Here is a 12,844-nt window from a genome sequence, read left to right on the forward strand (position 1 = left end):
ATATCAACGGAACTTTAAAGTCATTGCATAGTAGGATACAACTATGCTTTACTTAGTATAATATATGAATTTATTATGGTCAATTCCAAATTATTATAAATTTTAAAAATTATAATAATACGCCTTCTTCAGATTTGTTCGTTGCGTGTTCTACAATTCTCACGACTTTACCTGTATTAATAGGATAATCAGCTTTAGCGATTTTTACTTTTACAATTTGACCGATTAAAGAGTCATTGCCTTCAAATTGTACTTTCATATAGTTGTCAGCATACCCCACCAATGTTCCTTCTATCTCGCCAGCTTCTTCAGGAATAACTTCTAAAACTTCATCTTCAAATTTAGAGGCATATTCTTTAGCTAATTGATCACTTAATGTGATTAATTTATGCACACGTTCATTTTTGATAGTTTCATCAATTTGATCATCCATACGAGCTGCAGGTGTACCAATTCTAGCTGAATATGGGAAAACATGTAATTCAGAGAATTTGTGTTTAACAATAAAATCATAAGTTTCTTGAAATTCCTCTTCCGTTTCACCTGGAAATCCAACTATAACATCGCTTGTAACAGCTAAATCTGGTAATGCATCATGTAATTTCATGATTCTTTCTGAAAAATGTTCCATAGTATATTTACGTCTCATTCGTTTTAAGACAGTATCTGAACCTGATTGTAATGGAACATGTAAATGTCTAACAACTTTATTTGAACGTTTTAGAACATCAATGACCTCATCTGTTAATTGACTGGCTTCAATAGAAGAAATTCTAATTCGTTCAAGTCCATCAATTTCTTCTAAATCACGGAGTAACTGTGCCAAATTATAATCTTTTAAATCTTGACCATAGCCACCGGTATGAATACCAGTTAAAACAATTTCTTTATAACCAGCGTTAACTAATTGAGTAGCTTGTTCAACCACTTTTTCTGGATCACGTGAACGCATTAATCCACGCGCCCATGGTATGATACAAAATGTACAGAAATTATTACACCCTTCTTGGATCTTCAGTGAAGCTCTTGTTCTATCAGTAAAATATGGTACATCTAATTCTTCATATGTACGATTTTTCATGATATTTCCAACACCATTGATTGGTTGACGTTCTTCTCTGAATTGTTGGATATAGTCTAATAGTTTATGTCTATCCTGTGTACCTACCACTACATCTACGCCAGGAATTTCCATGATTTCTGCAGAAGATGTCTGAGCATAACACCCTGTCACACATACCACTGCGTCTGGATTTTGTCGAATTGCTCTTCTAATTATTTGTCTACTTTTTTTATCTCCAGTATTTGTTACTGTACAAGTGTTGATTACGAAGACGTCTGCATTAGTTTCAAAATCAACTCTGTCATAATCAGCGTCTTTAAATAATTGCCAAATTGCTTCAGTTTCATAATGGTTTACTTTGCAACCTAATGTGTGAAACGCAACTGTTGACATAATATTCACCCCATTAATTCATTTTCATAACTGATAGCACTTAAAGCGTAAAGTGGCGCCGTTTCTGCCCGTAAAATTCGAGGTCCTAAACCAACATTGAAACTCGTTTCATTTAATAAATTGATTTCATTTTCTGAAAAGCCGCCTTCAGGACCAAATATTAATAAAATACGATCGTTAGTTTTAAACTTCTTCAAGGTTTCTTTAAAAAGACTAACTTCACCACGTTTTGCTTCATCTTCGTATGCTAACAAGATATAGTCATAATGATTAATAGTATCATAAATCTCATTTAAATTCGACTTAAAAATTATATTAGGAATAATTAAGCGATAGCTTTGTTCAGCAGCCTCTTTAATAATCTTTTGCCAGCGTTCTAATTTTTTTTGAACTTTATTTGAGGTAAGCTTTACTACAGATCTGTCCATTTCTACAGCTATAAAACTATCAGCACCTAATTCAGTAGCTTTTTGAATTAGCCATTCATATTTATCGGCTTTAATTAATCCACTACATATAGTAACCTGTACTGGTAACTCTGAATTGATATCAATCTGCTCTATTAGTTTAATTTCAATTGACTCATTTTCAATAGTAATAATTTCCGATTTGAAAACTATTTTATCTTTAAATGTTATAATAATCTGATTACCAATTGTATTTCTCATCACATTAGTAATATGATGTATATCTTCTTTATTTGTTATAAAAAAACGCTGACTTTCATCAGCGTTTTGATTGATAAAGTATCTTTGCAAATTATTCACTCACTTTCTGACCTACAATACATACCCAACCATTGTCATGATTTACTGATTTAATATCAAATCCAACATTTTCCATTTGATTTAATATTTGTTTATATTTTTCCTCTATAATACCTGATGTTATAAAATAACCATCTTTATTTAGAGTATTATAAGCATCTTCAATCATATCTTCAATAATATGAGCTAAAATATTTGCAATAACAATATCAAATTTTTCAGTTTCATTCTTTAATAAGTTTCCTGGTACAGCTTCAATTGCATCTTCACAATGATTTTTAGCAAAGTTTTCTTTAGCAACGTTAACAGCCAATTCATCAATATCCAAAGCTTTAATTCTTTTAACTCCAAGTAAATGACTGGCAATACTTAATATACCAGAACCTGTTCCAACATCAATAACGGAATTGTCAGGATTAACGTAGGTCTCAATTGCATTTAGACACATGCTTGTTGTTGGATGATCTCCAGTTCCAAATGCCATACCTGGGTCTAATTCAATACACTTTTCAGAATCATCTTCTTTAGTGTATTGTTCCCAACTTGGCACAATTGTGAATTTTTCTGAGGCTCTAAAGGGATGAAAATAATTTTTCCACTCGTTCTCCCAATCTACTTCAGCTATAGTTTGCTCAGAAAAATCTAAAACAGTTGAATCAATATTTTCAAGGTTAGTGACAGCTGTCTTAATATTATTTCTTAAAGAATCATCAAACTTTAATTCGTTGAAATAAGCTTTTAACCGGACACCTTTTTCAGGATAATCTTCTTGTTTCAGTTCATAAATTTCACCGAATTTATCGGCAGGTTGATTAATTAAATCATTAGAATCTTCAATTACAACACCATTTGATCCATAATTTTCTAATATATCAGTAACTAAAGGTTCAACTTCATGGTTTACAACAATCGAAAGTTCTGTCCAGTTCATTCGCTTATTCTCCTTTAAAGAATTTGCGTGCTCTATCTTTAAAATTAGATGGTTGTTCTTCAATCGATTCACCATTTAATTCAGCAAACTCTCTCATTATTTCTTTTTGTCTATCTGTTAGTTTTGTAGGTGTAACTACTTTAATATTAACAAATAAATCACCATGACCATATCCATGAACATTTTTGACACCTTTATCTTTTAATCGGAACTGTTTACCAGTTTGAGTGCCAGAAGGAATTGTCAACATAACATTACCATTAAGTGTTGGAACTTTTATTTCATCCCCAAGAGAAGCTTGAGGGAAACTAACATCTAAATTGTAATAAAGATCGTCTCCATCACGTTCAAATTTATCAGAAGGTTTGACCCTAAATACGACATACAAGTCGCCGTGTGGTCCGCCATTTTCTCCTGGTGTTCCTTCGCCAGCAAGTCTAATTTGTTGGTCATTATCTACACCTTCAGGTACAGTTACTTCTAATTTAACTGTTTTATTTTCTGTACCTTTACCATGACATGTTGGGCATGGTTCTTCAAATTCTTGACCAGTTCCATCACATTTCGGACATGTTTGTTGAGTTCTTACACGACCTAAAATTGTATTTTGCTCAACTGACACATGACCTGCCCCATTACAATAACTACATGTTTTTTTACTTGTACCTGGTTTAGCACCATCGCCATTACAAGTGTGACATGTCACATCTTTACGAATTGAGATTTCTTTTTTAGTTCCAAATACAGCTTCTTCAAATTCTAGTGTCATTGTATATTGTAGATCATCACCTTTTCTAGGTGCATTAGGATCTCTTTGACGTGAGCCACCAAAGAATGAACTGAAGATGTCTTCAAATCCACCTCCGCCAAATCCACTAAAGTCTTGGCCACTAAATCCTTGACCACCAAAACTACCTTGAGGTCCGTCGTGACCAAATTGGTCATAATTTGCTCTTTTATTATCGTCGCTTAGGACTTCGTAAGCTTCTGAAATCTCTTTAAATTTCTCATCTGCACCCTCTTCTTTATTGATATCAGGGTGATATTTTTTTGATAATTTACGATATGCTTTTTTGATTTCATCTTTAGATGCATCTTTACTTACACCTAGGACGTCATAATAGTCTCTTTTAGCCACAATCATCTCTCCTTAACTTAATTATTTACTAGGTTTAAAAGAACGAAGTTATAAAATAAAAAGTCAAAGCCAATGTTCAATTGACTTTGACTTTTTGGCTTACATTCATAATAGTTTGCTAATTAAAGCATACTTTACAAACGGTTAGCAATTATTTTTTACCTTCATCATCATTAACTTCTTTAAATTCAGCATCTTCAACATTGCTATCGTTTTGAGTTTGTTGAGTACCTTCTTGGGCTTGTTGCTGAGCTTGTTGAGCTTGTTGATATACTTTTGCAGATAAATCTTGAATTACTTTTTCAAGTTCTTCTTTTTTAGCTTTAATATCTTCGATATCTTGCCCTTCAAGAGCAGATTTTAAAGCATCTTTTTTACTTTCCGCATTAGATTTATCGTCATCACTTATATTGTCGCCAAGGTCAGTAATTGTTTTTTCTACTTGGAATACTAAGCTATCTGCTTCATTTCTTAAATCTACTTCTTCACGACGTTTTTTATCTGCTTCTGCGTTTTCTTCAGCATCTTTAACCATTCGGTCGATTTCTTCATCAGAAAGAGCAGAGCTTGATTGAATAGTAATATTTTGTTCTTTATTAGTACCTAAGTCTTTAGCAGTTACATTAACGATACCATTTTTATCAATATCAAATGTTACTTCGATTTGTGGTACACCTCGTGGAGCCGGTGGAATGTCAGTTAATTGGAATCTTCCTAAAGTTTTGTTATCAGATGCCATTGGACGTTCACCTTGCAATACATGAATATCCACTGCTGGTTGGTTGTCAGCTGCAGTTGAATAAACTTGAGATTTTGAAGTTGGGATTGTAGTATTACGTTCGATCAACGTATTCATACGTCCACCCATAATTTCAATACCTAATGATAATGGTGTTACGTCTAATAATACAACATCTTTAACATCACCAGTGATAACGCCACCTTGAATTGCAGCACCCATTGCTACTACTTCGTCTGGGTTTACACCTTTATGAGGATCTTTACCAATTTCTTTTTTAACAGCTTCTTGAACTGCTGGGATACGTGTTGAACCACCTACAAGAATAACTTCGTCAATTTCAGAAGTTGATAAACCAGCGTCTTTTAATGCTTGACGAGTTGGTTCCATAGTTCTTCTAATTAATGAATCAGCTAATTCTTCAAATTTAGAACGAGTAAGGCTAATTTCTAAGTGTAATGGACCACTTTCACCAGCTGAAATAAATGGTAATGAAATTTGAGTTTGTGAAACGCCAGATAAGTCTTTTTTAGCTTTTTCTGCAGCGTCTTTTAAACGTTGTAATGCCATTTTATCTTGAGATAAATCTACGCCATTTTCTTTTTTGAATTCTGATACTAAGTAGTCAATAATTACTTGGTCAAAGTCATCACCACCAAGTTTGTTGTCACCTGCAGTTGATAGTACTTCGAATACACCGTCACCTAATTCAAGAATTGATACGTCAAAAGTACCGCCACCTAAGTCGAATACTAATACTTTTTGATCTTGATCAGTTTTATCTAAACCGTATGCTAATGCAGCTGCAGTAGGTTCGTTGATAATACGTTCAACTTCTAAACCAGCAATTTTACCAGCATCTTTTGTGGCTTGACGTTCAGCATCATTGAAATATGCAGGAACTGTGATAACAGCTTTATCTACTTTGTCACCTAAATAACTTTCAGCAGTGCTTTTAAGGTTTTGTAATACCATAGCTGAAATTTCTTGAGGTGTATAAGATTTACCTTCAATATCTACTTTATAGTCAGTACCCATATGACGTTTTATTGATTGTACAGTGTTTGGGTTAGTGATAGCTTGTCGTTTTGCTACTTCACCGACTTGTGTTTCACCATTTTTGAATGCCACAACTGATGGAGTTGTTCTAGCACCTTCTGGGTTTTGAATTACTTTAGGTTCATCGCCTTCTAAAACAGCTACACATGAATTTGTTGTTCCTAAGTCAATACCGATTACTTTACTCATAATAAAATTCCTCCAATTTTAATATTTAATATATGGTATTTTTCGTCAATTTATTGATTTACTTTTACCATAGATGGTCTCAATACTCTATCTTTTAACTTATAACCTTTTTGTAGTTCTTGAGTAATATCACCAGATTTGAAATCTGGATTATCATCTTGAACGACAGCCTGGTGGAAGTTAGGGTCAAAAGCTTGACCTTCAGATTCGATTTCTTCAAGACCATTATCTTTTAATGCTCTAAGTAAACTTTCGTGTACCATTTGAACACCTTTTTGAAGTGATTTAAACGATTCATCATCACCTTCAATTTGAAGTGCGCGTTCAATATTATCAATCGTTGGTAAAATGTCAGTTAGAACATGTTGAGATTGATAAGTTTTATTAGTTTCATTTTCTTTCTGAATTCGTCTTTTATAATTTTCGAATTCAGCGTATAATCTTAAATATTTCTCTTCATTTTCATTAGCTTTTAATTGTAATTGCTGAATTTCTTCATCTTTAGGATCAACTGCAGTTTCTTCAGAACTTTCTTCATTCGAACTGTCGTTAGATGAATTATCACTATCAGAAGTACTACCTTCAACACTATCAACTGTTGAAGGTTCTTCATTCTTAACTTCTTGTTCTTCAGTATATTCAGAATTACTTTTTACTGATTCATCTTTTTCTGTCATTTTTTACCCTCCAATATAATTACAATTAAAATCACCATATTTGGTTAAGTAATTGAATCACATTCTGATAACGCATCGCTGCAGGTCCAATAACCGCAATTTGACCTTTTAATGAATTGTCGAAGTGATATTGACTCGTTACAATGGATATATCACTAAGACTTTCATCAATTTCTTTTCCTATCTTAACGTTAATATCATTTGATGTAATTGTCTGGAGCAATTCAGTGATTCTCTCAGATTCTAGATATTGTAAAATTGGTTGAATTGATGAAACATTTGATTCATTTAACGCATCAATTAGTTTAACCTTTCCACCTAAGAAAATGCTATTACTTTGTTTGTTAATATGAGAATTTATCATCTTAACAATGTCATTAATAAATCGATTCTCTTCATTCGAGCTAGCAAAAGAATTAATTTTATTTGATAGTTTGGCGCTCATTTCTAAATTATTGTTACTAATAAAATTAGAAATAGCGATTAATCTATCGGATGATAACTCAAGTGAAGAATTCAAGTGAAAATGCTCAACATGACCAGAATTATAAATAATTACTAAAATCATGATCGAATCATTTGCTTTAATCAAATGAACATTATTAATCATTTCTTCACTATGCTTTGGACGTACAACTAAAGTTGCATAATGAGATTTCATTGACAACTCATTTGCAAAGTAGCTTAATGCTGAAGAAATATCATAGTGATTCTCAATCAATAGTTGATTTAAACGTTGTATTTTATTTTTATTTTGACGAAAGGTTTGTTTTAACAATTGATCGACATAAAGTCTAAACCCTTCTTCGGAAGGTGAACGCCCTGAAGAAGAATGCGTCTTCTCTAAAAAGTTCAAATCTTCAAGTAGCTTCATCTCATTCCTTATTGTTGCAGGACTGACACCTAAATGATGTCTATCAATCAAAGCTTTAGAACCTATAGGTTGTCCTAAATCAACATAATCTTCAACAATTGCATTTAAAATGCTTAATTGTCTTTGTGTAATCATGTTTTCACCTCATTAGCACTCTTTTGTTCTAAGTGCTAATTATAATTTATCAAATTGGTCAAAGTAAGTCAACGTTAAAGCTTTACTTTTTGGATTTTTTATTAATTTAATAAGAAAGCTTCAAATACTTCGTTACCTATAACCTTTCCTCTTTCAGTAAGTGAGATGTTTCCGTCCGTTTCAACCAAAAGTTGTTTTGATTTTAAATGAAATATTGTTTCACCAAATATGTCATCTAATGATTGACCAAATTTCACCTCGAAACGTTCACGATTGACTCCTTGATTCATTCTCAAGCCTAAAAACATTTCTTCTTCCATCTTTTCGTTAAAGGTTGGACAACTAGAGGTTAAAACAGGTCGTTTTCCATTATTAATAGCATCAATATAGTGGCGAACTGGATTTAAATTTGTATAGCGTTCACCTTCAACATATCCACTTGCACCTGCTCCAAATCCGTAATATTCCTCGTTAAACCAATACACTTTATTATGATCGGATTCATGATTAGTTTTAGCAAAGTTGGAAATTTCATATTGTTTAAAGTCGGTTTGATTTAATGTTTTCATTAGGTATTGGTACATTTCAGCGCCTAAGTCTTCATTCGGTAATTTCAATTTCCCCTTACGATACATATTATAAAACTGTGTCTTTGGTTCAAGTATTAAACCGTAACTTGAAATATGGTCAATATCCATATTAACTGCTTGGTTTAAACTATCTGCAAAATCATCTATCGTTTGTTCAGGTAAATGGTACATTAAGTCAAGACTTATCGAATTAATACCAGCTTTCCTAGCATTATTTACTGCATTATAGATATCTTGAGTATTATGTGTTCGTCCTAATATTTTTAATAACTCAGGTTTAAACGTTTGCACACCCATTGAAATTCGATTAACACCATACTGTTTAAGTAACTTAACTTTATTTAAAGTAAGTTCATCTGGATTTGCTTCAAAACTAAATTCACCATTTATCGAGAATTTTGAATTTATCGCTTGTAATAAACGTTCTAATTGCATTTCACTTAGTGCAGTTGGCGTGCCTCCTCCAACGTACATGGTCTCCAGTTTTTTTATTTTACTAAATGACATTTCTTTTATTAAGGCATCAATGTATTCATCTACTGGCTGTTTATCAATATAATATTTATTGAAATCACAATAAGTACAAATTCTCACACAAAAAGGTATGTGTATGTACGCACTTTTAACTTCCAATGTTACACCCCCTTTTTATAACTTAAAAAAGAGATTGAGACTTAGTAATATAAGTTAGTAGCTTCTTTATCAATAATATTCATTATTGTTATGATATCTACCAATATATATTCGTCTCGACCTCTTTTATGTTCTATTCATCATCCATTTTTAGTACAGCTAGGAAAGCGTCTTGAGGAATTTCAACACTACCTACGGCTTTCATTTTAGCCTTACCTGCTTTTTGCTTTTCAAGTAACTTTCGCTTACGGCTAATATCCCCACCATAACATTTAGATAATACATTTTTACCCATTGATTTTATGTTTGTTCTTGCAACAATTTTTTGACCAATAGCTGCTTGTACAGGTACTTCAAATTGTTGACGTGGTATAAGCGTTTTTAATTTTTCAACTAATGCTTTACCACGTTCGTATGCAAAGTCTTTATGGACAATAAAGCTTAAAGCATCAACTTTATCTCCATTAAGTAGGATGTCCATTTTCACTAAGTTACTTTCTTTATTTTCAATAAATTCATAATCAAAAGAAGCGTAACCTTTAGTGTTGGATTTAAGTTGATCAAAGAAATCAAAAACAACTTCAGAAAGTGGTATCTTGTATACGATATTAACTCTAATATCATCTAAATAATCCATATTAATAAATTGTCCACGTTTACGTTGGCATAACTCCATAACTGCTCCAACGTAATCGTTTGGAACCATCATTGTAGCTTTCACATATGGTTCATAAATTGAGTCAATCTTATCTCTTTCTGGCATTTGAGCCGGATTATCTACTGTAACCTCTGATCCATCTTTCATAATACATTGATAAATTACAGATGGCGCGGTAGCAATCAATTCAATACCAAATTCTCTTTCGATTCTTTCTTGAATGATTTCCATGTGAAGCATTCCTAAGAAACCTGTTCTAAAACCAAAACCAAGAGCCTGAGAAGATTCTGGTTCAAATTCTAATGAAGCGTCATTTAATTGTAATTTTTCAAGCGCTTCTCTTAAATCATTATAGTCTTTATTTTCAATTGGGAACAAACCACAATATACCATTGGGTTCATTTTTTTATAACCTTTTAATGGTGCTTCAGCTGGTCTATTAGCATGAGTAATAGTATCACCCACACGTGAGTCATCAACATTTTTGATGCTTGCAATAATATACCCTACATCACCTACAGTTAGTTCTTCGATAGGTAGTTGTTTAGGAGTATTAATGCCTACTTCACTAACTTCAAATTCTTTACCTGTAGCCATCATTTTAATTTTGTCACCAGCTTTAACGACGCCTTCCATCACACGTATTGATGAAATAACACCTCTATAAGGGTCGTATTCTGAATCAAAAATTAATGCTTTCAATGGTTCACTAGGATCACCTTCAGGTGGTGGGACAACTTCTACAATTTTCTCTAAAATATCTTCAATACCAATATTTGACTTTGCACTTGCCATTACTACATCGTCTTGATCTAGACCAATTACATCTTCTAATTCTTGTTTTACTCTTTCAGGTTCAGCTGCAGGTAAATCAATTTTGTTTACTACAGGTAATAATTCTAGATCATTATCAAGTGCTAAATATACGTTTGCTAAAGTTTGTGCTTCAATACCTTGTGCTGCATCCACTACTAATATTGCACCCTCACATGCTGCTAAAGATCGTGAAACCTCGTATGAAAAGTCTACATGCCCTGGTGTATCAATTAAATGAAATGTATAAGTTTGACCATCATTTGCTTCATATTTTAATCGCACAGCATTTAATTTAATTGTAATGCCTCGTTCTCTTTCAAGATCCATTGAATCTAATAATTGATCTTGCATTTCCCTTGTTTCTACAGATTTAGTATTTTCTAAAATTCTATCTGCTAATGTTGATTTACCATGATCAATATGAGCAATAATAGAAAAATTTCGTATATTTTCTCTTCTGTTATAGCGTTCTTGCATATCCATAGCCTATCATTCTCGCTTTCATAAAATTAGCCCGTATATGTATACATCTTTGATATAATAACGTTTTTAATGCTTAATTGCAAACGTAATTGTGCTATTAAAAATTTAAGCATAAGCTTAATAATTCATTACTTACATTACATTTTCATTTTGATTACATACTAATTATAAAGTGTTAAAGAGTGCATTCCAACAGTAATTATGATTTAATTCAGATTTTAATTACACTATACTTAATTAATGATTGCACAAATATGTATGTTTTGATAAAATATTTCTTGTTGTAATCAAAATAAAATTTGATATGCTTAAGATTACTTTTAGGAGGTGACAGTAATGCCAAATATTAAATCTGCTATTAAACGTGTTAGAACAACTGAAAACGCTGAAGCTCGTAATATTTCACAAAAAAACGCTATGCGTACTGCTGTGAAAAATGCTAAAACAGCAATCAACAATAATGCTGATAACAAAGCTGAATTAGTTAACTTCGCTATCAAATCAGTTGATAAAGCTTCACAAAGTAACTTAATTCATTCAAATAAAGCTGATCGCATTAAATCACAATTAATGTCTTCAAGTAAATAATTTGTTAAAAAGCACGGAACATTGTTCCGTGCTTTTTTAATTGTTAGACAAATTCCCATATAATATTAATTATATGTTTATCACTGATTTGATTTAAATATTTGAATTTGATTAATATTTAAAGTGATAAAATAAATAATTCAAGAATTAAATGTTTGTCCATATATGAAGATTTTAGTTTATAATCTGTTTCGGCACAGTTATTAATAATATTTAGTAGTTGACCTAACTCGTAATGACGTACTTGATTTAATGCTAGTTTAACTCTATAAGGGTGAACATTTATGGTCTTAGCAATTTGCTGGCCACTATAGCCCTTTTGAGCAAGAATTTTACATTGATAATATAATCTATAATTACTTGTAATAAGCGCCAGTAATTTTATAGGTTCTTCTTTCATAATTATTAAATCTCTTACTAATTGTATAGCCTTATTTTTCTGGTTCTTCTGAATGAACTCTGTTAAAAGAAAAACATTTTGCTCTAAACTTCTATTTATTATTAAACTAACATCATTTTTAGTAATAGTGGTTCTATCACCTAGGAATAATGAAATTTTGTCTAATTCTTGAGAAACGATATTAAAGTTAACACCAGTTAATTCTATAAACAAATTTAATGCATCTTGTTTTATATCTTTGTAATTCTTGTGTAACTGATTTTGTATCCATGATTTAATTTCTTGTTCTGACATTTGTTCTACTTTTGAAAGTTTACTAGTTTTCTTTAATGTTTTAGTTAATTTCTTTCTCTCATCTAATTTATTGCTATATATTTCAAAAATGACTAAGTTTTCACCATCGTATTTTTCTAAGAATTCAATAACTTGTTCATTATTTGGTGTAATATCTTTGTTAACTTTTTCACCAGTAAACATGAATGAATTTTTAACAACAATGACTTTCTTCTCAGATATAAAAGACATGGTTAAAGCTTCTTCAATAACTGTAGACATATCAGTTTCATAAAGATTATATTTAATATAGTTAAAGTCATCTTTATCTTCATTTAAGAATGAATGTGTCAGTTCATTGCTTTTCTTTTCAACTAATTCAGGCACTTCACCATATATTGCCATAATGTTATTTGCCATAATTGTGAACTCCCTTTC

11 protein-coding genes are annotated in these 12,844 nt (G+C 31.7%); 1 reads left to right on the plus strand and 10 read right to left on the minus strand.

Annotation, left to right across the window (positions count from 1 at the left end; genetic code table 11):
- Window positions 1-109 precede the first annotated feature (109 nt).
- The 9 genes from mtaB to lepA all read right to left on the minus strand — a co-directional run bounded on the left by mtaB (window position 110) and on the right by lepA (window position 11,145).
- Window positions 110-1,456 carry a tRNA (N(6)-L-threonylcarbamoyladenosine(37)-C(2))-methylthiotransferase MtaB gene (gene mtaB, locus HMPREF3134_RS04430; RefSeq protein ID WP_070441048.1) on the minus strand — a complete coding sequence of 449 codons (1,347 nt, stop codon included), beginning with the start codon at window positions 1,454-1,456 and terminating at the stop codon, window positions 110-112.
- Between the two features lie 5 nt (window positions 1,457-1,461).
- Window positions 1,462-2,214 carry a 16S rRNA (uracil(1498)-N(3))-methyltransferase gene (locus HMPREF3134_RS04435; protein WP_070441051.1) on the minus strand — a complete coding sequence of 251 codons (753 nt, stop codon included), beginning with the start codon at window positions 2,212-2,214 and terminating at the stop codon, window positions 1,462-1,464.
- Window position 2,215: 1 nt separating this feature from the next.
- Window positions 2,216-3,154 carry a 50S ribosomal protein L11 methyltransferase gene (gene prmA / locus HMPREF3134_RS04440; protein WP_070441054.1) on the minus strand — a complete coding sequence of 313 codons (939 nt, stop codon included), beginning with the start codon at window positions 3,152-3,154 and terminating at the stop codon, window positions 2,216-2,218.
- 4 nt (window positions 3,155-3,158) lie between these two features.
- Window positions 3,159-4,292: a molecular chaperone DnaJ gene (gene dnaJ / locus HMPREF3134_RS04445; RefSeq protein WP_070441057.1), complete on the minus strand. Its 1,134-nt coding sequence runs from the start codon at window positions 4,290-4,292 to the stop codon at window positions 3,159-3,161.
- A 151-nt stretch (window positions 4,293-4,443) separates the two neighbouring features.
- The gene (dnaK, locus tag HMPREF3134_RS04450) at window positions 4,444-6,279 is read right to left on the minus strand and encodes a molecular chaperone DnaK (protein ID WP_070441060.1); all 1,836 of its coding nucleotides are present in this window, start codon (window positions 6,277-6,279) and stop codon (window positions 4,444-4,446) included.
- Window positions 6,280-6,329: 50 nt separating this feature from the next.
- On the minus strand, window positions 6,330-6,956 hold the full coding sequence (gene grpE, locus HMPREF3134_RS04455; protein ID WP_070441063.1) for a nucleotide exchange factor GrpE: 627 nt from the start codon (window positions 6,954-6,956) through the stop codon (window positions 6,330-6,332).
- Between the two features lie 31 nt (window positions 6,957-6,987).
- Window positions 6,988-7,965, minus strand: a complete 978-nt coding sequence (gene hrcA / locus HMPREF3134_RS04460) for a heat-inducible transcriptional repressor HrcA (RefSeq protein WP_070441066.1) — start codon at window positions 7,963-7,965, stop codon at window positions 6,988-6,990.
- Window positions 7,966-8,066: 101 nt separating this feature from the next.
- Complete coding sequence (gene hemW, locus HMPREF3134_RS04465) at window positions 8,067-9,188, minus strand: radical SAM family heme chaperone HemW (protein WP_070441069.1); 1,122 nt, start codon at window positions 9,186-9,188, stop codon at window positions 8,067-8,069.
- A 133-nt stretch (window positions 9,189-9,321) separates the two neighbouring features.
- Window positions 9,322-11,145: a translation elongation factor 4 gene (lepA, locus tag HMPREF3134_RS04470; RefSeq protein WP_070441072.1), complete on the minus strand. Its 1,824-nt coding sequence runs from the start codon at window positions 11,143-11,145 to the stop codon at window positions 9,322-9,324.
- A 336-nt stretch (window positions 11,146-11,481) separates the two neighbouring features.
- On the opposite strand from lepA, the gene rpsT reads away from it, so the two are divergent.
- The gene (gene rpsT / locus HMPREF3134_RS04475) at window positions 11,482-11,733 is read left to right on the plus strand and encodes a 30S ribosomal protein S20 (RefSeq protein WP_011275628.1); all 252 of its coding nucleotides are present in this window, start codon (window positions 11,482-11,484) and stop codon (window positions 11,731-11,733) included.
- A gap of 118 nt (window positions 11,734-11,851) precedes the next feature.
- Here the strand turns inward: rpsT and holA are convergent, their stop codons facing one another.
- Window positions 11,852-12,826: a DNA polymerase III subunit delta gene (holA, locus tag HMPREF3134_RS04480; RefSeq protein ID WP_070441075.1), complete on the minus strand. Its 975-nt coding sequence runs from the start codon at window positions 12,824-12,826 to the stop codon at window positions 11,852-11,854.
- Window positions 12,827-12,844: the final 18 nt, after the last annotated feature.

Origin of the sequence: Staphylococcus sp. HMSC14D10 (assembly GCF_001808125.1) — a bacterium.
In the GTDB taxonomy this organism is placed as follows: Bacteria; Bacillota; Bacilli; order Staphylococcales; family Staphylococcaceae; genus Staphylococcus; species Staphylococcus haemolyticus.